General features: G+C 56.7%; 21 protein-coding genes and 1 pseudogene. 16 read left to right on the forward strand and 6 right to left on the reverse strand.

Annotated features, from left to right (window positions below; translation table 11 throughout):
* On the reverse strand, nt 1-559 hold a 559-nt coding region (locus BW43_RS0127530), incomplete at its 3' end, for a Bcr/CflA family efflux MFS transporter (protein WP_032887402.1).
* 146 nt (nt 560-705) lie between these two features.
* Here BW43_RS0127530 and BW43_RS29595 point away from each other — a divergent pair.
* Together BW43_RS29595 and BW43_RS29600 are read left to right on the forward strand one after the other, a co-directional pair.
* Nucleotides 706-1,461: pseudogene (locus BW43_RS29595) on the forward strand (MCP four helix bundle domain-containing protein); the annotation flags it as partial.
* A 132-nt stretch (nt 1,462-1,593) separates the two neighbouring features.
* A complete protein-coding gene (locus BW43_RS29600; RefSeq protein WP_371260729.1) occupies nt 1,594-2,319 on the forward strand; it encodes a methyl-accepting chemotaxis protein in 726 nt (241 codons plus the stop codon).
* 70 nt (nt 2,320-2,389) lie between these two features.
* Here the strand turns inward: BW43_RS29600 and BW43_RS12820 are convergent, their stop codons facing one another.
* Nucleotides 2,390-3,421 carry a hypothetical protein gene (locus BW43_RS12820; protein ID WP_050442839.1) on the reverse strand — a complete coding sequence of 344 codons (1,032 nt, stop codon included), beginning with the start codon at nt 3,419-3,421 and terminating at the stop codon, nt 2,390-2,392.
* Between the two features lie 941 nt (nt 3,422-4,362).
* On the opposite strand from BW43_RS12820, the gene BW43_RS12815 reads away from it, so the two are divergent.
* The 7 genes from BW43_RS12815 (at nt 4,363) to BW43_RS12790 (ending at nt 9,404) form a co-directional block, all read left to right on the forward strand.
* Nucleotides 4,363-5,178 carry a DUF1206 domain-containing protein gene (locus tag BW43_RS12815; RefSeq protein WP_032887308.1) on the forward strand — a complete coding sequence of 272 codons (816 nt, stop codon included), beginning with the start codon at nt 4,363-4,365 and terminating at the stop codon, nt 5,176-5,178.
* 108 nt (nt 5,179-5,286) lie between these two features.
* The gene (locus BW43_RS28375; RefSeq protein WP_081797726.1) at nt 5,287-5,418 is read left to right on the forward strand and encodes a DUF2256 domain-containing protein; all 132 of its coding nucleotides are present in this window, start codon (nt 5,287-5,289) and stop codon (nt 5,416-5,418) included.
* A gap of 243 nt (nt 5,419-5,661) precedes the next feature.
* On the forward strand, nt 5,662-6,126 hold the full coding sequence (locus BW43_RS12810) for a thiol-disulfide oxidoreductase DCC family protein (protein ID WP_032887311.1): 465 nt from the start codon (nt 5,662-5,664) through the stop codon (nt 6,124-6,126).
* 159 nt (nt 6,127-6,285) lie between these two features.
* Nucleotides 6,286-6,846 (forward strand): GTP cyclohydrolase I FolE, encoded by a 561-nt coding sequence (gene folE, locus BW43_RS12805; RefSeq protein WP_032887313.1) that lies wholly within the window; start codon nt 6,286-6,288, stop codon nt 6,844-6,846.
* Nucleotides 6,847-6,882: 36 nt separating this feature from the next.
* On the forward strand, nt 6,883-7,593 hold the full coding sequence (locus BW43_RS12800; RefSeq protein WP_032887316.1) for an SDR family oxidoreductase: 711 nt from the start codon (nt 6,883-6,885) through the stop codon (nt 7,591-7,593).
* 469 nt (nt 7,594-8,062) lie between these two features.
* On the forward strand, nt 8,063-8,581 hold the full coding sequence (locus BW43_RS12795; RefSeq protein WP_032887319.1) for a cysteine hydrolase family protein: 519 nt from the start codon (nt 8,063-8,065) through the stop codon (nt 8,579-8,581).
* Between the two features lie 100 nt (nt 8,582-8,681).
* Nucleotides 8,682-9,404 carry a hypothetical protein gene (locus BW43_RS12790; protein WP_032887322.1) on the forward strand — a complete coding sequence of 241 codons (723 nt, stop codon included), beginning with the start codon at nt 8,682-8,684 and terminating at the stop codon, nt 9,402-9,404.
* 100 nt (nt 9,405-9,504) lie between these two features.
* Here the strand turns inward: BW43_RS12790 and BW43_RS12785 are convergent, their stop codons facing one another.
* On the reverse strand, nt 9,505-10,047 hold the full coding sequence (locus BW43_RS12785; protein WP_032887324.1) for a cytochrome b: 543 nt from the start codon (nt 10,045-10,047) through the stop codon (nt 9,505-9,507).
* 201 nt (nt 10,048-10,248) lie between these two features.
* On the opposite strand from BW43_RS12785, the gene BW43_RS12780 reads away from it, so the two are divergent.
* From BW43_RS12780 to BW43_RS12750, 7 genes are read left to right on the forward strand one after another with little or no spacing between them, the layout of a single operon-like run.
* Complete coding sequence (locus tag BW43_RS12780) at nt 10,249-10,926, forward strand: thermostable hemolysin (RefSeq protein WP_032887326.1); 678 nt, start codon at nt 10,249-10,251, stop codon at nt 10,924-10,926.
* Nucleotides 10,916-12,397 (forward strand): AMP-binding protein, encoded by a 1,482-nt coding sequence (locus tag BW43_RS12775; protein ID WP_032887328.1) that lies wholly within the window; start codon nt 10,916-10,918, stop codon nt 12,395-12,397. The genes BW43_RS12780 and BW43_RS12775 overlap by 11 nt, the downstream gene beginning before the upstream one ends.
* A complete protein-coding gene (locus tag BW43_RS12770) occupies nt 12,394-13,068 on the forward strand; it encodes a TenA family transcriptional regulator (RefSeq protein WP_032887331.1) in 675 nt (224 codons plus the stop codon). Before BW43_RS12775 ends, BW43_RS12770 begins: the two co-directional genes overlap by 4 nt.
* Nucleotides 13,055-13,864 carry an SDR family oxidoreductase gene (locus BW43_RS12765; RefSeq protein ID WP_032887333.1) on the forward strand — a complete coding sequence of 270 codons (810 nt, stop codon included), beginning with the start codon at nt 13,055-13,057 and terminating at the stop codon, nt 13,862-13,864. Before BW43_RS12770 ends, BW43_RS12765 begins: the two co-directional genes overlap by 14 nt.
* Nucleotides 13,861-14,505, forward strand: a complete 645-nt coding sequence (locus BW43_RS12760; protein WP_032887335.1) for a tetratricopeptide repeat protein — start codon at nt 13,861-13,863, stop codon at nt 14,503-14,505. The genes BW43_RS12765 and BW43_RS12760 overlap by 4 nt, the downstream gene beginning before the upstream one ends.
* An 11-nt stretch (nt 14,506-14,516) precedes the next feature.
* Nucleotides 14,517-15,179, forward strand: coding sequence for a response regulator (locus BW43_RS12755; protein WP_032887337.1), 663 nt, complete (start codon nt 14,517-14,519; stop codon nt 15,177-15,179).
* Nucleotides 15,176-16,543, forward strand: a complete 1,368-nt coding sequence (locus BW43_RS12750; protein WP_032887339.1) for an ATP-binding protein — start codon at nt 15,176-15,178, stop codon at nt 16,541-16,543. Before BW43_RS12755 ends, BW43_RS12750 begins: the two co-directional genes overlap by 4 nt.
* Before the next feature lie 105 nt (nt 16,544-16,648).
* Here the strand turns inward: BW43_RS12750 and BW43_RS12745 are convergent, their stop codons facing one another.
* Genes BW43_RS12745 through BW43_RS12735 form a run of 3 tightly spaced genes read right to left on the reverse strand, consistent with a single transcriptional unit; the run spans nt 16,649 to nt 19,657 of the window.
* Nucleotides 16,649-17,287, reverse strand: coding sequence for a dTMP kinase (locus tag BW43_RS12745; RefSeq protein ID WP_032887341.1), 639 nt, complete (start codon nt 17,285-17,287; stop codon nt 16,649-16,651).
* A 10-nt stretch (nt 17,288-17,297) separates the two neighbouring features.
* Entirely contained in the window at nt 17,298-18,677 is a 1,380-nt protein-coding gene (locus BW43_RS12740) for an LLM class flavin-dependent oxidoreductase (RefSeq protein WP_050442840.1), read from the reverse strand.
* Between the two features lie 23 nt (nt 18,678-18,700).
* Nucleotides 18,701-19,657 (reverse strand): ABC transporter substrate-binding protein, encoded by a 957-nt coding sequence (locus BW43_RS12735; protein ID WP_032887343.1) that lies wholly within the window; start codon nt 19,655-19,657, stop codon nt 18,701-18,703.
* Between the last annotated feature and the right edge of the window lie 122 nt (nt 19,658-19,779).

Here is a 19,779-nt window from a genome sequence, read left to right on the forward strand (position 1 = left end):
GGTGGGTTTCGGGCAATTGCACGGCCGTCATCACCAGGCACAACACGGCCACCACCGCCAGCACGGCGAACACTTCGCGCCAACTCCAGAGCGCAATCACCACACTGCCAGCCAGCGGGGCAAGAATTGGCGAGACACTCATCACCAGCATCAGCAATGACATCAGCCGCGCGGCTTCATGGCCGGTGTACAGATCGCGAACGATAGCCCGAGGGATCACCATGCCGGCGCACGCACCAAATGCTTGCAGGGCACGAAATCCAATCAGCACTTCAATGGTCGGCGCCAGGGCGCAGCCGATACTGCCTATGGCAAAAATCAGCAGTCCGGCATAAATCGGCGGTTTGCGTCCGAATACATCGCTGATGGGGCCGTAGAACAGCTGGCATACCCCCACGATCACAAAGAACACGGTCAGGCTCATCTGTACGGCGGCCGGCGAGGCGTGCAGGCTCGCGCCAAGGGTTGGCAGCGCAGGCAGGTAGATGTCGATGGCGAACGGGCCAACGGCCGTGATCAACCCCAGGAGCAGGGCCAAGTGGGCAATACTTCGAGACATGGGCATTTCCGGGCGGAGCAAAGGATGGTCAGCTTAAGGGATCCTCGCAGATCCGCAAACTTAGGCTTCACTAACCAGTGACTGCTGCCGATAACGTTAATAGAGGTTGGGTTCCCAACCCGCGGCCAAGGTATGGGGATACCCGCATGACGATCAAACTACGCTTGATGCTGTTGATAGCGACCGGGTTGCTTACCGCCCTGGTCATGAGCCTGGCCAGTTACCTGGGCAACACGCGGATGGGCGAGGCTGTGCAGGCCAATGAGGTCGCCATGACGGTACTGCGCAACCACATGGAAGCCGACATGATGCACGACGCCCTGCGCGCCGACGTGTTGTCGGCCATGTTGGTGGGCTTGGGGAAAAGCGCCAGTACCAAGGCCGAGGTGACGAGTTCGATCAAGGAACATTCAGAGCACTTCCGGGAGGTGCTGGGGGACAATCTCAAGTTGCCCCTGGATGACAGCCTTAAAGCCAGTCTGGAAAAAATCAAACCCAGCCTCGATACCTATATAAGCGCCGGCGAACGTATCGTCGCGCTGGCGTTGGAAAATCCCGAAGCCGCTCGCGCAGAACTGGAGAGTTTCAACACTGCGTTCAGCCGTCTGGAAGACCAAATGGCGGCGCTGAGTGAGCTGATCGAAACCAATACCCAGCAGACCGGCGCTAGCACTCAGCACGCAATCAGTAATGCGAACTTCACACTGGGCACGGTTTTGATTGCCAGCGTATTGCTGCTGTTGGCTCAGGGCCGCTGGGTCATCCTGAGCATCATGGGGCCGCTGCAGACCGCCAGCCGCATTGCGGCGAGTATCGCCAGGGGCAACTTGAGCGAGCCGATTGTCGAACCTAAGCGCAATGATGAAGCAGGCGCGCTGATTCTTAGCCTTGCCACCATGCAGCGCGACTTGCGCGGCATGATCGAAGTGGTGCGCAGCAACGCTCATGGCGTCAATGGCATGAGCGAGCAACTGAGCCACGGCTGCCATGAAGTCGCCGGCAGCAGCCAGCAGCAAAGCGCGGCCGCCAGCACCATGGCCGCTGCTGCGAGTGAAATGACGGCGAGCATCGAAGAAATCACCCGGCACGCCGGCCGCGCCCTGGACATGGCCAATCAGGCTGAAGCCTTGGCCAAGGACGGCGGTCGCGTCATTCACCAAGTGGTCAAGGACATGGACGGTATTGCCCGTTCAGCCCAGCAATCGGCTCAGGTGATCCGCACGCTGGACAAGGAGTCCGAGGCGATTTTCAGCATTATCCAAGTCATCAAAGGCATCGCCGACCAGACCAACTTATTGGCCCTCAACGCCGCGATTGAGGCTGCCCGCGCGGGAGAACAAGGCAGGGGATTTGCGGTGGTCGCCGATGAAGTGCGCAGCCTGGCGGGTCGCACCAGCGCTTCGACCCAGGAAATTGCCAGCATGGTCGGACGCATCCAGCAAAATACTCGGGAAGCGGTGACCAGCATGGAGGAGGGCGTCACTCAAGTGGATAAAGGCATGGCGGTGACCGCAGAAGTAGAACGGGCAATCCGCGAGATTCTGCAGGCCACGTTGAACACCACGGAGTTGGTGAACGACATTTCGCGCACCATCGGGGAACAAAGCCTGGCCAGCAATGAAATCTCCCATCAGGTGGAGATGATCGCTGGCATGTCGGAAAACAACAGCCGCGTGATCGGGCAAACTGCCTCAACTACGGATGAACTGGCCAATCTAGCAGGCAAACTGTCGCAATCTGTGGACCGTTTTCAGCTCTAACAGGGGTAGCGTTGGAATGATTCATATATAACTCAACTAAATAGATGTTTAGTTGAGTTATTATTTTTGGTTATTTACAGAGGAGGGGATCTGTTTCAGGAGTATATGGAATATTGACCCAAAGACGACCATCATCCATCGGCTCTATCAACAATCCAGCTCGTTCCACCAGCTCATCAACTATGTCTGCAATGAGCGTGAAGCTGTCCTTGTTTTCCCACTGGCCATAGCTCTTCGCAATTTCGATACAGGCATCGTTTAAACGCTCAAAATATGGCAAAAACCAATGATCCTTGAGAATTGACGCCGTTTTTTGCGAGTCCTGCCAGCGAACTCCCAAGCCATCGAGGTTGCCTAGGTGGTAAGCAGCGAATTTTAGGAGGTCGCCGTAGCAGCCGTATATCTCACCTAGAATTCGATCGACTGAGCCATGCTCTTGGTAATTCAAGAGAAGTCTGTTGGAGCGGTCGTCAGCTTGAGCTAAATCATTGATAAACGTATTTTCGTACGACTCAGTCTGGCTTTCTCCAATACCAGCTGAAATTGACGTGACTGCAAATTCGTCCCATACCGCAAGGATCACTTGCCACTGAATCTGTTCCTGTATTGACCCATAGCTAGGCCTTAGGAGAACGTTTGGGAAGCATTGGTCGAAAGCATTTGTGACTTGGACATGCCCGCATTCATGGGCCAAAACATGAATCGCATGATCGCGACCTTCAGCATCGTCAGGATCAAGAAGAGGTGCAATGTGAGCTGCGTTTAGAACGATATGCGACTTTAAACTCCCATCTCTTAAAACGCTGGGAGTCATTGCAACGCCGATCACGTGCGAGTTAGTAGGCTTCAGCTTGTAGTTCGTTTCGTACCCTCGATCTAGGTCCAGCAAAGCCTGATTGTAATCTACAGCCAGCGTTATTCCGTCCAGCCCCCTCAGGTCGAATTTATGAGCTATTGCGCGTATGACCTCGCCAACGATTTTTCCCAGGCGTGTCGCCGTTTCTACGTCGGTAAATCCGCGACTTTGGATACTGAACTGATCAGGCATCCTTGCTTTAGGTTTTTCGGTGCTTTCAGCTGAAGTATCTTGCTTGTCGTCCATGATGATTATTCTCTAGGAATGGTAGAAGCGTTGGCATCGCCGAACCATTATCGTCAAGAGAGCTGCGTAGTGTCGAGGCGATGATCGTTGGTCAAGTAGGCTTCAAATCTAACCACCAGAGCCCCCCAGGCCCGTATATGACGGTTCGCATAATGTATATTATGTTAAACAGGATATTACGTAGAGATGCTCATCGGCCATATATCCCTCAACGTCTACTGTCCCTTTCCCAATTGTTGAATGGCGTCCATCAGGCATCAGTCAATTTCCAAATAATGCTGATGTGATCGCCAAGCTGCAGGCTGTCACCGCTTCCAGCCGTCCATTTGTCAGCGTCTGGTACTGCCAACGATATTTTGCCTGGTTGGCACGTAGCTAGAATCTTGAGCAAAGCTTCTGGGGCTTGCTACGTCAAAACCACACACCTCGGGCGCCTTCTAAACTCACCAGGGTATTCGGCGTTCTGAACTGGGCACACGTACAAGGAACCAGAAAGTCAGGGCTGTCGGCCAACAGTTGATCAAAGCGCCGTAAGTGCTCGGTTTTTTTCATTCTGCAACTGACGCTTGGGCTCTTGTATCAATGGGGCAACGGCCATGCGATTTCGAAGAATCCCGGCCATGCGCAACAAGGTAGCCTGGCCGATGGACGCTGCCGCCAATGGCGTGCAGGAAAACCGATCGAAGCACCCTTCCCATCCCTTGCCCCAGCTTTCGTTGAGGGATGCACATTGCCGGAAGTCAACAGCAAATGCCGGACGTATGTATTCCTTACAGTGAGTGACTCTCAAAACTGTAGGCCCAAAAGACCCGCGTGGGCGAGGCAATCTCGACTGCGGCCGGCGTTGGGGATTTTTAAATCACTTCACCCTTCGACTTGGTAATAGAACCCCACCCAGCGATAGGGGTCTGCTCTTGTATCAGATCTCAGGAATACATCGAATGTCCGCGCAACATAGCCTGGTAATACTCGCTCGGGGAGGCTACGCCGCTCGGGGATTGCTTTATTTGATCATCGGTATCTTCGCACTGCTGGCAGCACAAGATTCGACGAAACCGAAGGACAGCCACAAAAGCCTGGAAGCACTGCTAAGCCAACCCTTTGGCTATTTTCTAGTTGGCCTTGTGGTGGCTGGCCTCCTCGCATTTGCGGCGTGGCGCATCCTGCAAGCTACACGCGATGTCGATCATCATGGCAAGAAATTCAAAGGGTTGGTGATTCGCGCTGGTCTGTTCGCGGGAGGTATGTTCAACGGCGCTCTAGCGTTTTTTGCGTTGGGCCTACTCATTAGCGGTATTAAAAGCTCGGGCGATTCTGGAGGGCAAACCAAAGACTGGTTAGCGCATCTCTTGTCATGGGATCACTCGAATGTGTTGGTATACCTGATCGCACTCGTTCCGCTTGGGGTTGGTATTGCTCACATCATCAAGGGATGGAAAGCGTCATTCGAGAGATATTTTGAGGCCGATGAAGACGTCATGCGATACGTCCGACCGGTATCACGATTCGGACTAATCGCCCGTGGAGTTGTGTTTTTAGAAATTGCGTTGTTACTGGCCATCAGTGGTTCCACTTATCAAGCCATGGATCCACCTGGTATGAAGGAATCGCTGGATGCGCTCCAAAATCTACCTGCTGGTTGGTTGATTTTGATGGTGATGGCCTTGGGGCTGATTGCCTTCTCGGTGTACAGCTTCTCTGAAGCCTTTTGGCGCAAGATCAACATGGATGTGCCGGGAGTACCGAGCAAGGATTGATGAGAAACGGAAGTCTCACGGCCATAGGGAGCCTTACTCGCACCAGGGCCACGATCTTGGCGGGTTATCCACGAGATCTATTGATCGCACCAGCCGGTAGTAATATCCGTGAAAAAGAGTGAGCTTCCCGTAAAAACCTGCGTGATCTGTGGTCTTCCCTTCACTTGGAGGAAGAAATGGGCGCGCTGCTGGGACGAAGTCCGTTATTGCTCGGAGCGCTGCCGGCGCAGCAAACGTTGACCAAAAAAGGGCCGTCACAGGCCCTCTTGTACTCAAGCTACATGAAACAATTTACGCCTGCCCCCTCCTCCCTTCTCCGCAACGACACTTAGCTGTGGCCCTCCCTCTGGAAGCTTGATGCCGAAGGGGCGGACGATCCCTTCACAACACTGGGCGTGCCCATCACGCAGCTACAACACAGTGCCCATTGTCAGCCCGTTTCTTTCAGCCTATCTTGTATAAACCTATACAAGGTCCATTACGATGTACAAGAAAATGAAGTGGCCGTTGACGCTGTATTTTGACGGTGAATGCCCTCTGTGCGCGCGAGAAATCAAGTTCCTGCGAGGACGCGCCGTAACGGATCGACTGCTTTTTGTGGACATCAGCAGCGGTGCATTTGATGCCGAGGCACTTGGGTTGACGTTCGCGCACATGCAGTCCTCGCTGCACGCTCGTTTCGCTGATGGCCGCTGGGTGACCGGCCTGGATGCCACTCTGTGGAGTTGGCGAGCGGCTGGCTTAGGTTTTTGGGCCACGCCACTGACGTGGCGTGCATTGCGCCCGCTGTTTGAATTCGGTTATCGCCTTTTCTGCCGTTTACGTCCCCATTTGGCGTGGTTACCTCATCCAGAGGGTGGCCGCCGCTGTGTCGATCAGCAGTGCGCGGTGCCGGCGTCAAAACCCGCATCAGACAAGCAGGCCATTTTGAAAAAAAAGCAGACCTAGAACGCTTTGCGTTGTCATGGTCCCGACGAAGAAGGTGGGGCATGGCTGATCTGATCTGTCGAACCCCGTGCCATCTGCGTCAGATCTTGCGCAGCAGATACGTTCCTACCGCCATGGATTGCCGACACTTAAACCGCAGCATGGCTGCGAGGAATCAAGATGAGCCCATCATTAGCCGAACACTACCGTGAAATTCTCGTCGGCGTAGGCGAGAACCCTGAGCGTGAAGGACTGCTGGATACCCCCAAGCGCGCAGCCAAAGCAATGCAGTACCTGTGCAATGGCTACACAATGAGCCTGGAAGAAGTGATCAATGGCGCATTGTTCGAATCGCAAAACGATGAAATGGTCATCGTGCGCGACATCGAACTGTATTCATTGTGTGAGCATCACATGCTGCCCTTCATCGGCAAGGCTCATGTGGCATACATCCCTACTGGAAGGGTATTGGGCCTGTCGAAAGTGGCCCGAGTGGTCGATATGTTCGCCCGCCGCTTACAGATCCAGGAAAACCTCACAAAACAAATTGCTGACGCCATTCAGCACATCACCGATGCGGCCGGCGTGGCAGTGGTCATTGAGGCTAAGCACATGTGCATGATGATGCGAGGCGTGGAGAAGCAAAACTCGGTGATGACATCTTCGGTGATGCTGGGAGCCTTTCGCGAGTCGTCCGCGTCGCGTCAGGAGTTTCTACAGCTGATTGGACGAATGGGTTAACACCAACAAAGCGAACCAGACCGCGGGAGCGCCTAGATGAACAGTCCCTTCAAGATGAACTCGCTTGGTGAGGGCTATCGTGCCCTCGTGATAGGTGCCAGTGGAGCGATCGGCTCGGCTTTTTGTGAGTTGCTCAATCAGGATCCAAGTTGCGCGTATGTGCGTGAGCTGGGGCGTAACAGTGTTCCATGCCTCGATCTGGAAGAGGCCGACAGTATTGCCAGCGCGGCCTCCGAATTAGCTCAAGAAGCCCCCTACCAATTAATTTTGCATGCTGCCGGTTTGCTCCATCGCGACGAAATCAAACCTGAAAAGAGCTACTCCGCTATTGAAGCGGATACGCTCCAGACGATATTCCAGGTCAACACCATCGGGCCTGCGCTGGTTTTGCGTCACTTTTTGCCCTTGCTTGACCCACGAGGCGCGATGGCGATGCTCTCTGCCAAGGTGGGTAGCATCGGTGATAACCGTTTGGGTGGCTGGTACGCCTATCGCGCCTCCAAGGCGGCACTGAACATGATGATTAAAACGGCCGCCATCGAGCTGGTACGAACCCGGCCTCAGACGCGCTTGTTAAGTCTTCATCCCGGCACGGTTATTTCAGGCCTGTCACACCCCTTTCGAGGTGCCTCTGAAGCCAGGCCGGCAAACATTGCGGCGCATGAGCTGTTATCTCTGATTGACCGCTTAGGGCCTGCTGACAGCGGTAATTTCTTTGCCTATAACGGAGAACGCCTTCCTTGGTAGACAGGAAGTGAACCTTGAATCTCCAGGGGCCGACCGACAGGGCCGCGCACAGGGCCGTATGCGAATCAGAGCAGCTGCTGCAATTTCGCGTTCCTTTAATGGCAGGTGACTGCCCTCCTCCTTAGCGCCAATTTCCGCCTTGAACTGAACCGATCTTCCTGCACGTGGTTGTCGGCCTGTGAGTAACGACCATGGCACGTCAAGCATCAGATGGCCGCAGACTTGCACTGTCTAGTCGGCCAAACGCACTCAGCCTGGGATCCTGGCTTGTCAGCTCGCCGCGAGATTGTTAGTGTCGATCCATGACTCACTATTGCCTCACCTCGACTACCACCACCACGACCGCTGTATGCGGAGCGTGCGAGGTGTCGTGAGCCAATAGCCTACGAACTTCAAAGGCCCGCCAGCGATGGACAGGGCCTTTTTTTATGCCCTTGTGTCGCTGGTTCATACGCAAGGAGATGCACCCATGTACGCCCTATTGATACTCGATATCCAAGTCGGGCTTGTTCACGGCCCGGAAAAACCATGGCGCGGCGAAGCGTTATTGGAAACAGTGAATAGTCTGATGGACAAAGCCCGCAGCGCTGGCGCTCCGATTTTTCTCGCGCGCCACGTCGGGCCCGCTGGATCGCCCATCGGCCCCGACAGTCCGTTGACGATGCTTGCGCAGGAACTCAACCTGGTGGGTACAGAGGTGGTATTCGAAAAGCGGCGGCCCAACGCCTTTGAAATGACTGAGCTGGCGGACAATTTGCGGTCTCGCGGAGTTACTGGTGTGGTCATCACCGGCATGAAAACTCAATACTGCGTCGACAGCACCTGCCGTGCTGCTCGTGATCTTGGCTTCGATGCGGTACTCGTTGCCGAAGGTCATACCTGTTCAGACACGCCAGTGATGAGCGCTAAGGACATCGTTGCTCATCACAATGCAACCCTTGATGGGCCGTTCTGCCGGCTGGTTCGGGCCGAAGAGTGGCGCTTCTAGCAGAGCCTCAATAACGGGAATGTGCGTGACTTGGGGGAATGGTTTCTTCTTGTCACGCTCTGCTACATTCATCGGAGGCCACAATCAGGGATAGAAACAAGTGACCATTCGCCTAAACGTTCGCCTTCTTTTATTCGTGCGATTCGCGAGCATCGCAATCGCGCTCACTGCAGCGACTGATGCCCACTCTGAGCAATACACAGTGGGCGGCAGATCGATTGAGCTGCCTTCGCCTCAAGGCTACTGCAAGATTGGCGAAACGCCCGGAGAGCAAAAGTTCGTTGAACTGACAGCCAAGGCCACTGGGCCGTCGAGCAGCATTTTGGCGTTGTTTTTGAGGTGCGAAGAGGTGGCAGAGTGGAGAAAAAACGCACCGTCCGAGTTAGTGAGCTCATCCGACTGGGTGGTGTTGGGCGTCATCCTGGACCGTGATGGTCAACTGCGGCCCATGGAGGGCGTGAGCCGTAAGGAGTTTGTCCGCACACTTGGAAGTGCAATGTCTAAAGATCCAACCCTCTTCTCGCGCACGAATGCTGACGCCCAGATTCGACTCAATAGCTTAGTAACCGGAGCGGACTTCAGGATGATGGGCACCCAGGTTCTAAAGGCGGACGACGAAGCCATCTATTTCATTCTGGGAAGTGAAATACTCGCCGACAATGGTGAGCACCGCCGCGTAATCGCTGTATCAGCGATCACCCTACTTAAGGGCGTGCGCATCGTTTATGGCAACTATCGTCAAGTGAACCCATCACAGAATGGCAACGCGCTCTTTGGCAAGACGGACGCGCTGGTTCATGCCGCTGTGCAAGCCAATCCCTGAAACGGACCTCAGCGCCCACGACGGAAATTAAAGACTGACTCAACCCTTTATTGAGTAGTGCGGCAACCGTTAAGTCGATAAGCGCTCAAGCCCCAGAACACTAACGTTTCGGTAGCATCCGCGTCAGGGTGTTGTCCCGCACCCAGTAGTGATGAAACAGCCCTGCAGCCGCATGCAAACCGATCAGCCAATAGCCGCTGCTACCGAGCAGCTCATGCCAATGTTTGAACTGCCTGGCCAAGTCTGGATCGGGCTGGACCAGCGCGGGTAAAAAGAACCCGAAGTAAGGCATCGGTTTACCTGCTGCAGACAACATTAACCAGGCAAGCACGGGCGTAGCGATCATCAGGCCATACAGGGCCAGATGCATCAGGTGCGATATCCCAGTCTGCCACGCCGGTAAGTGTGGCGTTATCGGTGGCCGAGGTGTCAGGCGACCCAGCAGGCGTATCCAGACCAGAGCAAAAATGCTCAATCCGAAGACCCCATGCAACCCAAGGAACATCGCTTTCCACGGATTACCCCGTGGCAAAAGCCCTTTGATTTCGATACAGGCATACACGCCGACAAACAGTCCCAGCATCAACCAGTGCAAGGTGATCGACAGTTTTCCGTAACGATGGTCAGTTGAGTCTGGGGTCATGATGCGCCTCTTGAATAATTAACGCGGGCAAGTCATTCGCCCGGCCACGATCCGACGTGTCACCTAATCGAATGCCAGCACAGTGCCCATCAAGCCTTAAGGTAATCTGAAGGTGCGTTTGCATCGGCTTTTGCCACATTCAGACTTCGTTAAGAAATGCCCTCGATACTCTTCCCAAACCTACCGGGGAGACGTTGTCCAATGGCCGATTTCGACTGGCACATCGCATTACCACTCCACTTCGGCCAAGCCGGCTCTCCACCGCTGAGTATGGCTCGGGCCCTGCCCAGCGATGCGGCAAGGCCTCACTTCGAAACCTTTGTGCAGCAACGCTTTCGTCAGGCACACGGTGCTGACATTCGTCATTTCATGCCGCAACTGTTTGGCATGAGCGATGCGGCCGGAGAATTGTGCGCGGTCGCTGGCGTACGCCTGGCCAGCGAAGAACCCCTCTTTCTCGAACGCTATCTAGACGATTCGATTGATCCACTGATCGCCGCCGCTGCCGGCCGACCGGTTGACCGCGCCTGCATCGTCGAGGTGGGCAACCTGGCTGCCAGTGACAACGGCAGCGCGCGTCTGAGCATCATCACCCTCACTTACATGCTGGCCCTGGGGGGGCTTGAGTGGGTGGCGTTCACGGGGAATATCGGGTTGGTCAACAGCTTCCATCGCCTCGGTTTAAAACCCGTGACGCTGTGCGCCGCCGACCCGGCGCGGCTCGGCGATGACCGCCACAGCTGGGGCAGTTATTACGAAAGCAAGCCCTGGGTGCATGTCGGCAATATCCGCGCGGGCTTTATCCATTTGCGCAACATCGGGTTATTCAATCGCCTGGGCTTGCCCACGTCACTCCTGGAGGCCACTCATGTCGCCTGAAGTCGAGCATTTCAAGAGAACCCTGCGCAGCCATGCTGAGCGCAACACAAACACCATTTCTTTATGGGGCGATGAGCTGAAGCTGGACTACGCCACGTTGTATGCCGAGATCGTGTATCGCCAGGAACGCCTGCGTGACGAGAGCGTCAAGGTGGTCGCGCTGGCTTTGGATAACGGCGTCGAGGCGCTGATATGGGATCTGGCCGCGCTGTTCGAAGGGCTGACGTGCCTAACGCTGCCACCGTTCTTCACGCCCTCCCAGCGCAAGCATTGCCTGGACCAAAGCCAAGCAGAACTGTTAATCGCAGAAGTCGAGTTGGAGTCTGAACTGCAAACAGCGGGTTTCGAGAAAACCGGCGAATTCTGGCGTAAGGCTGTTCACGGCCCATCGCTGATGCCTGAGGGCACCGCGAAACTGACGTTTACGTCGGGCACTACCGGCACCCCCAAAGGCGTGTGCCTCAGCGCCGAGAGCATTGTGTGCGTCGCGCGTGAGTTGTATGAGGCGAGCCGGCCCAACGATCCGCAGCACCACCTTGCTGTTCTGCCCCTTGCGATCCTGTTGGAAAACATCGGCTGTTATGCCGCGCTGTATGCGGGCGCAACCCTTAGCCTGCCCAGTCAGGCAACCTTGGGTATTCAGGGCGCCAGCGGCGTTGATGTACCGCGACTGCTCGGCTGCCTGGCCTCTCGCGCCCCCGACAGCCTGATTCTCGTGCCACAGCTGCTGTTACTGCTGGTGACTGCTGCCGAACAGAACGCCTTCAATCCAAAGACGCTGCATTTTGCAGCCGTGGGCGGCGCGCGCGTTTCACACGAACTTCTGGACCGTGCGCAACGCGTTGGCATGCCGGTTTACGAAGGTTACGGGCTGTCGGAATGCGCATCGGTGGTGTGCCTCAATAGCCCAGGGGCGCGCCGCGCAGGCAGTGTCGGAAAACCGCTGCCGCACGTTGAGGTGCGTCTGGCCGAGGACGGCGAAGTACTGATTAAGGGCGCTACTTTGCTGGGTTATCTGGGCGAGCCGCCTCACGCCCATGAATGGTGGTCCAGTGGCGACATCGGCGAATTTGACGATGAAGGTTTCCTCTACCTGAAGGGGCGCAAGAAACATCAATTCGTGACCAGTTTCGGGCGCAACGTGAACCCTGAATGGGTTGAGGCCGAACTGACACAGCGCCGCCACATCGCCCAAGCCTTCGTGTATGGCGAAGCCATGCCAAGCAACCATGCATTGTTGTGGCCTCATCGACCCGATTGCACCGATGAGGCGTTGGCGGCGGCGGTTGCCGAGGCCAACGAGGCGTTGCCCCATTACGCCCAAGTCCATCACTGGACCCGCCTGCCCCACCCATTCACGCCCGCCAATGGCCTGCTGACCGCCAACGGCAGACCCCGCCGCGACGCCATTGTCGAGCTTTACCAGACACAACTGACTGCTCCCCTACGCACCGAGGAATCTGAATCATGAGTTTTTTTGACACGCTGCAACTGGCCACGCAAAAAGAACGGGCCGAGTTGTTCAACCTTCCGGTCATTCGTGATGCCCTTGAGGGAAGGGTCAGCCTGGAAAGCTATCGGGCCTTTCTGACTCAGGCTTACTACCACGTACGCCACACCGTGCCGTTGATGATGGCCTGTGGTGCACGCCTCCCGTCGCGCCTGGAGTGGCTGCGCAAAGCGGTCTGCGAATACATCGAAGACGAATACGGCCATGAACAATGGGTACTCAACGACATCCATGCCTGCGGCGGAGACAAGGATGCAGTGCGTGACGGGCGTCCGTCCTTGCCCATTGAGCTGATGATCAGCTTCCTCTATGACCTCATCGCCCGGGATAACCCAGTAGGCCTGTTCGGTATGGTCAACGTGCTTGAAGGTACCAGCATCGCCTTGGCGACCCATGCTGCAGGCGCTATTCGCGAACGCCTTGAGTTACCGGAAACGGCGTTCAGCTACCTCAGTTCCCATGGCTCGCTCGATATTGAACATATGCAAACTTATCGCCGATTGATGGACACACTGGACGACCCGAGCGATCAGGCTGCGGTTATACACGCCTCCAAGGTCGTCTACACCCTCTACACCGACATGTTTCGTGGCTTGCCGCGTGACGGGGAGCGTTTGCATGCGCCTGTCTGAGGCCCGTGCGGTATTGACCGGCGCCAGCGGCGGTATCGGTCTGGCGATCGCTCATGCCCTGTGCGCCAGCGGCGCCTCTGTGTTGGTGGTATCGAGGAACCGAGAGTCATTGGTGCCGTTGCTTGATCAGTATCCGAACCAGGTGTTGTGGGTGGGTGCCGACCTCACGTTTCTGGCAGATCGTCGTAAGGTGCTGGCGGCGGCCGAGGCCATGGGCGGGGTCAACTTGCTGATAAACGCAGCCGGGATCAACCACTTCGCCATGCTTGAGCAACTGGCGGACAGCGACATCAATGCAATGCTGGCGGTAAACATAAGCGCGCCGATCTGCCTGACCAAAATCCTGCTGCCGCTGCTCAAGCAAGCCCCAAGCGCGATGGTCGTCAACGTTGGCTCCACGTACGGCTCTATCGGCTATCCCGGTTATGCCAGCTATTGCGCGAGCAAGTTTGCGTTGCGCGGATTTTCCGAAGCCTTGCGCCGAGAACTGGCAGACACGCGTGTTGGCGTTTTATACGTCGCGCCCCGGGCCACCCGCACCCCCATGAATAGTCCGGCTGCGCAGGCGTTGAATGATGCCCTCAAATCCAATGTCGACGACCCGGAAACCGTCGCATCCGCAGTGATCCGCGCAATTGCCGGCGACCACCGCGACTTGTACCTCGGATGGCAAGAGCGATTTTTTGTGCGCCTCAACAGCCTGCTGCCCAACTTGGTGGACCGAGGCTTGCGCAAACAGTTACCTCTGGTCCGTCGCCTCAGTGAAAAAAACGACAGTGAGCACCCTAAACCATGAAAAAAATTCTCTTTGGCCTGTTGCTCGGCGCTATGAGCCATAACGTCTGGGCCCTTGATGCTGCTGACCAGCAGCGCCTCGCTAATATTCAGCAAAGTTGGGCACATATCCAATACGAACTGCCCGCAGACCAGCGTACTGCTGCGTTTGAACAGCTCGCCACGCAGGCCGACGCCTTTACTCAAGAACGCCAGTCAGTCGCCGAGGCATGGATATGGTCCGGCATTGTCACCAGCAGTTGGGCCGGCGCCCAGGGTGGGCTCGGTGCCCTGAGCAAGGTCAAGCTGGCAAAGGCCGATCTTGAAAAAGCCATCGCCCTGGACCCCAAAGCCTTGCAAGGCTCGGCTTATACCAGCCTTGCTGCGTTGTACGATCGCGTGCCGGGTTGGCCCATTGGGTTCGGCGACTCGGACAAAGCAGAGGTGTTACTCAAGCAAGCCTTGCAACTGAACCCGAACGGCATCGATAGTCTGTACTTCTGGGGTGATCACCTCTACCGTCAAAAGCGCTATACCGACGCCCACGCGGCACTGCAAAAAGCACTGCTGGCCGCCCCAAGGCCAGGCCGCGAAACCGCTGACGCTGGACGGCGCAAGGAAATCGAAGCGTTGCTGCAGGATATAACCAAGAAACTCGGCTGACAGGAGTCCGTGTGCGCATATTATTGATCGAGGATGACGTCGCTCTGGGCGAGGGTATTCACCAGGCGCTGGTACGAGAAAGCTATACCGTCGACTGGTTACAGGATGGCAGTAGCGCCTTGCATGCTCTGCTCAGTGAAACGTTTGATCTGGCCGTACTCGACCTTGGCTTGCCGCGCATGGATGGACTCGAAGTGCTGCGTCGCTTGCGTGACAGTGGCTCCAATCTGCCGGTGTTGATCCTGACCGCTCGGGACGCCACAGAGGACCGCATCGCAGGGCTCGACGCCGGTGCCGACGACTATTTGATCAAACCGTTCGACCTGGCAGAACTCAAGGCACGCCTCAGGGCGTTGCTGCGACGCAGTGCGGGCCGCGCCCAGGTGTTGATTGAGCACGCAGGCATCAGCCTGAACCCGGGAACTCAACAAGTCAGCTATCAGGGCGAAGCGGTCGCCCTGACCCCCAAGGAGTATCAGTTACTCCATGAGTTGCTTTCCCCGCCGGGTCGGGTGATGACGCGCGACCAACTGATGCAGTTACTTTACGGCTGGAACGAAGAGGCAGAAAGCAACACGCTGGAGGTGCATATCCATCACTTGCGCAAGAAGTTTTCGAGCCAGCTGATCCGCACGATCCGTGGGGTCGGTTACCTGGTGGAAGAGCGCCCATGACGTCTATTCGGCGACGTACGCTCAGGTTGATTCTGGGTCTGTTGTTCCTCGGGCTGTTGCTCATGACCGTTGTCAATCTCCACGACAGCAATCATGAAATCGACGAGGTATACGACGCTCAGCTGGCACAGAACGCACGTCTGCTGCAGGGCGTCATGCGCATGCCAATGGCGAGCAACGAGCACGCAAAGCTGTATGAGGCGTTCAACCAGGCATTGGGGCTCGCCGCGCCCAGAGTGGATGGCCACCCGTATGAAAGCAAAATCGCTTTTCAGGTGTGGAACGCGGATGGCACGTTGCTGGTGCACACCTCCAGTGCGCCGTCCTTTAGTTCGCCTCCGGTCAAACCGGGTTTCAGTGACATCACGGATATCAACAACCGAACCTGGCGCGCATTTGTCTTGGATGATGCCCAATACAATCAGAAAATTTGGGTGGGAGAGCGTGACGATGTGCGTGCCGACCTGGTGGATCGCATCGTCCGCCATACGGTTTTACCTAACCTGATAGGTAGCCTGCTGCTTGCCGCAGTGATCTGGTTGGCCATTGGCTGGGGCCTCAAACCGTTGAGCAATATGGCTGAAACCTTGCGAGCGAGGCATTCAGGTTCTCTCGAACCCTTGCAGTTGAATCCGCTGCCTACTGAGCTGGAGCCCATGCAGGCCGCCCTGAATCGTGTGCTGGCACAGATCCAGGAGGTGATGGGCCGTGAGCGACGCTTTATCGCGGATGCCGCCCATGAAATGCGCACACCGCTCGCCGTGCTCAAGGTCCACGCAGAAAACCTCGTGGAGGCCGTCAGTGAGGAAGATCGGCGCGAATCCCTCAATTACCTGATCGTAGGTGTGGACCGCACCACGCGCCTGGTCAATCAACTCCTGACCATGGCCCGTATCGAACCGCAACCCCAAACTCATGAGGCGCAGAGCATCGATCTAGTGGCGACGATTCGGGGCGGTCTGGTGCAAATGACACCCTGGCTGCTGAGCAAGGGGCTTGAACTCGTGTTCGAACCCATGGAAGAGGTCTGCCTTGTTAAGGTCGATGCAGCCGTCATACATATTGCCTTGACCAACTTGGTCACCAATGCTGCCAACTTTTCCCCTCCCCAGGGAGTGATTACCGTGCGGTTGATGAAAAACCAGGATCACTACGAATTATGTGTTGAGGACGAGGGGCCAGGCATTGATGAAGCAGAATGTGATCGACTTTTTGAGCGTTTCTACAGTCGTGGAAATGATCAAGGCGCTGGGCTGGGGCTGACCATCGTCCGGTCCATCGCAAGTCGTTTGGGAGGGAGCGTGCGTTTAGAAAACCGTGAATGCGGAGGATTGCGCGCAACATTCGAGATCTTGAGGTTCTAAAAATCCATGGCATTCGAAGTAGCCGGACAGCGCATTTTTTTAAGGCTGTTGCTGGATGCCTGGGGGAAATCGTCACTGTCTGGCTGATATCCGATAGCGCATCCCTTAACCCTGATTGGGTAGAGGCGAAGCATCACGAAGGACTCTCTGGATATGAGCAACCACCTGCATGGTTGCCTCTTCGATCGTTCCTTCATTGCGGCAGAGCACCCAGTCATGATCGGCAGCCGCCTGCTCAAACGCCTCGGTGCTAGCAACATGTTCTTCCAGCGCATGCATGATCGTACTGCTCAACCCGCGCGTTCGTGCTGCCGCTCGCGCCCATGAAATCTCAGGCGCGGTGACAACCCCAACGTGCAGGTCTGGCACTTGCACGTTGCGGTCACGGTTCAGCTGGAGAATCTCTGCAAACGGCACCAGCCGGCGAAACGCCGCTTCTGACGGGTACCAGCGATCCATCAGGATGATGCTGCCCGGCGGCTGTTCCGGCAGCACCTGTTGGGAAATCCACCGGCGGCTATCAGCAAATCGCTCGCACACCGTCAGCTCCAACTCCCTGCTGGGGTTTCTAACGAATTGATTAACCAGGGCCATGGTTTCAGCCCTGTAGGGATCGCTTTTTTTCTCGCTCAGTCGGATCACTGTGTGGGTGTCGACCCTCAGGGCTTTCGTCACGGCCTCCAACAGTGTGGTCTTGCCGACGCCCTTGGGACCATCCAGAGAAACAAACAACGCACGCTTCATTTTTCACATATCAACGGGTAACGGATGACCACTCTAACCCGGTTGCTGGGTCCACCGTAAACGTCGGCCCGCGACGCTCAAACCGGGGGATCTCCAATCCCAGGCTTTCACGCAAAGTTGTCCCTTCATACGCGGTGCGGTAGACACCACGCGCCTGCAACAACGGTATGACTTCCTGGGTGAAACGATGGAATTGCTCGGGGTGCCCGATGTAGATATTGAACCCATCCACGGCTCGCGCCTCGAACCATTCGGCCATTTTCTGCGCGACGGTTTCAGCCGTACCCACGAATGCACCGGGACGCAGTTGTCGGCCGAACTCTACGGCCTGGCGCAGCGTGAAGCCTTTCTCGCGCGCTTGGTCTGCAATGCGTTTGGCAGCGGTAAAGAAGCTGCTGCGCGCAGCCTCCAGGCTTTGCTGGGGAAACGGTGCATCGAGGTCGTACTGGCTGAAATCATGCCAGCCGAAATTGCGCCCGAACTCCTTCAGGGCGAGCTCAAAGCTGTGATCGATCTGATGATAGTGCTGCTCGATTTCCCGAGCGTGCTCGTCAGTGTCGCCAACATAAATTTCAGCGCCCGGCATGACCAGCAATTGCTCCGGGTCGCGCCCCTGTTGCACCGCCCTGCCCTTTATATCCTGATAAAAAGCCTGGCCCTGCTCGATACTGGCGGCATGGGTGAAGATCACATCCGCCGTCGCAGCCCCCAGGTCGCGCCCCTGCTGCGAATCACCAGCCTGGAAGATCACCGGTTGGCCTTGCGCTGAACGTTGGATATTCAACGGGCCGACCACCGAAAAGTGTTCGCCCTGGTGATTCAGGCTATGCAGTTTGCTCGGATCGAGAAACTGGCCGGTCGCCCGGTCGCGCACGAATGCATCGTCCTCGTAGGAGTTCCACAACCCCTGCACCACCTGGACGTGTTCCGCCGCGCGGCCGTAGCGTGTGTCGTAGTCGTAATGTTCGTCGCGGCTGTAATTGCCCGCCGTGCCGGCGTCGCCGCTGGTGACCACATTCCAACCCGCACGGCCTTTGCTGATCAGGTCCAGTGACGCCAGGCGCCGCGCGACGTTATACGGCGAGTTATAAGAGGTAGTGAGCGTGCCCACCAGGCCAATGTGTCGAGTGCTCACGGCGAGCGCCGATAACAGCGTCAGCGGTTCCAGTCGATTCAGGTAATGGGACGGTGAGCCCGGCGTAATGAACTGGCTGTCGACGATAAATATCAAGTCAAACAGCGCCGCCTCGGCTTGGCGCGCGATGTCGATATACCAGTCGACGTTGACGCTCGCATCGACCGGCAATTGAGGGTCGAGCCACAGGTTGTGTCGGCCTGGACCGCCGCTGCCCATGGTCAAGGCACCCAGTTTGAGCTGTCGTTTGGTCATTTGCAGAGGATTCCTTGAGGCGTTCACGGCTGTTTAGTAGCGACGGCGGGCTGCAAAGACGCCGCGAACGAGTCATCAAACAAGCTGGCAGCCGGAAAAGACTTGACCAGTCCCTGGCCGGCAAAAAAGTCCACGGTCTTTTGCGCTTCGACGGGAGATTGGGCCGTTACGGGCTCGACGGTGGTGCGCGCGCGGGCAAACCAGGCACGGGCGATTTCAGCATCCGCGCGGGTGCGTTTGGCCCACGCGTCGGCATAGGCGTCTGTGTTGGCCGGCGCTTGGCGAGCCCAGTCGCGTGCTTTCTTCAGGCGCTGGAGAAAGTCACTGATGGGCGCCCGTTTGGCGTCCACAGCACTGGCGTTGGCGGCAATGAAACTCTGGGCTGGAATCAGCCCTTGCGCCGTGGCCAGCACCCGCGCGCCTTGACGTTCCTGCTGTGTCACATAGGGTTCCCAGGTCGCGATGACGTCAACCGAGCCGCCTTCCAGCGCATGGGAGGCATCCAACGCGCTCAGGTAACGCAACTCCAGCGCGTCGCGCTGCACGCCGGCTTTGTCCAGCGCCGTCAGCAACAACTGCTGACTCCAGGAGCCTTTCCAGATGGCCGCGCGCTTGCCTGCAAGGTCCGCGAGACTCTTGATCGGCGAATCCTTCGCAACCAGAATCGCCACGCCGTCGAGATTTTGCCGACTGACGGCAATCACCTTGATTGGCGCGCCCAATGCGCCCAGGAATAGCACAGGCGCATCCCCCAGCAGGCCGATGTCGAGGCTGCCGACGTTGAGCGCTTCGGCAACTGGCGAGCCGGCGGTGAATTGCTTCCATTCAAGGGTATAGGGAAGATCGTCCAGCACCCCCGCCGCTTCCATGACGGCTTGGGCGTTGTAGCTTTGGTCGCCGACCACCAGCGTTTGCGCGTTCGCGGTCAGGCTCAGCAGTGCGGCGGCTAACCCGGCCGCCAGTTTTGAAAGGTAACGCACGTTCGTCTCCAGATGCCTTGTCAGGCAGATCAAGTCGATCCGCGCGTGCGGTCTCGGTAGTGTTCACAGGAATAATCTGCCTCATACGATGAGGCCCATCCAGCCACCTGTAAAATACTGAT

Source organism: Pseudomonas sp. RIT357, assembly GCF_000632245.1.
Taxonomy (GTDB): Bacteria; Pseudomonadota; Gammaproteobacteria; order Pseudomonadales; family Pseudomonadaceae; genus Aquipseudomonas; species Aquipseudomonas sivasensis.

Excerpts from the sequence above, each read along its gene's own strand:
- BW43_RS12820 (WP_050442839.1), bottom strand. The coding sequence starts at position 3,421 with ATGGACGACAAGCAAGATACTTCAGCTGAAAGCACCGAAAAACCTAAA.
- BW43_RS12815 (WP_032887308.1), top strand. The coding sequence starts at position 4,363 with ATGTCCGCGCAACATAGCCTGGTAATACTCGCTCGGGGAGGCTACGCC.
- BW43_RS12795 (WP_032887319.1), top strand. The coding sequence starts at position 8,063 with ATGTACGCCCTATTGATACTCGATATCCAAGTCGGGCTTGTTCACGGC.
- BW43_RS12810 (WP_032887311.1), top strand. The coding sequence starts at position 5,662 with ATGTACAAGAAAATGAAGTGGCCGTTGACGCTGTATTTTGACGGTGAA.
- BW43_RS12780 (WP_032887326.1), top strand. The coding sequence starts at position 10,249 with ATGGCCGATTTCGACTGGCACATCGCATTACCACTCCACTTCGGCCAA.
- BW43_RS12775 (WP_032887328.1), top strand. The coding sequence starts at position 10,916 with ATGTCGCCTGAAGTCGAGCATTTCAAGAGAACCCTGCGCAGCCATGCT.
- BW43_RS12760 (WP_032887335.1), top strand. The coding sequence starts at position 13,861 with ATGAAAAAAATTCTCTTTGGCCTGTTGCTCGGCGCTATGAGCCATAAC.
- folE (WP_032887313.1), top strand. The coding sequence starts at position 6,286 with ATGAGCCCATCATTAGCCGAACACTACCGTGAAATTCTCGTCGGCGTA.
- BW43_RS12740 (WP_050442840.1), bottom strand. The coding sequence starts at position 18,677 with ATGACCAAACGACAGCTCAAACTGGGTGCCTTGACCATGGGCAGCGGC.
- BW43_RS12800 (WP_032887316.1), top strand. The coding sequence starts at position 6,883 with ATGAACAGTCCCTTCAAGATGAACTCGCTTGGTGAGGGCTATCGTGCC.
- BW43_RS29600 (WP_371260729.1), top strand. The coding sequence starts at position 1,594 with ATGGCCGCTGCTGCGAGTGAAATGACGGCGAGCATCGAAGAAATCACC.
- BW43_RS12770 (WP_032887331.1), top strand. The coding sequence starts at position 12,394 with ATGAGTTTTTTTGACACGCTGCAACTGGCCACGCAAAAAGAACGGGCC.
- BW43_RS12785 (WP_032887324.1), bottom strand. The coding sequence starts at position 10,047 with ATGACCCCAGACTCAACTGACCATCGTTACGGAAAACTGTCGATCACC.
- BW43_RS12745 (WP_032887341.1), bottom strand. The coding sequence starts at position 17,287 with ATGAAGCGTGCGTTGTTTGTTTCTCTGGATGGTCCCAAGGGCGTCGGC.
- BW43_RS12750 (WP_032887339.1), top strand. The coding sequence starts at position 15,176 with ATGACGTCTATTCGGCGACGTACGCTCAGGTTGATTCTGGGTCTGTTG.
- BW43_RS12765 (WP_032887333.1), top strand. The coding sequence starts at position 13,055 with ATGCGCCTGTCTGAGGCCCGTGCGGTATTGACCGGCGCCAGCGGCGGT.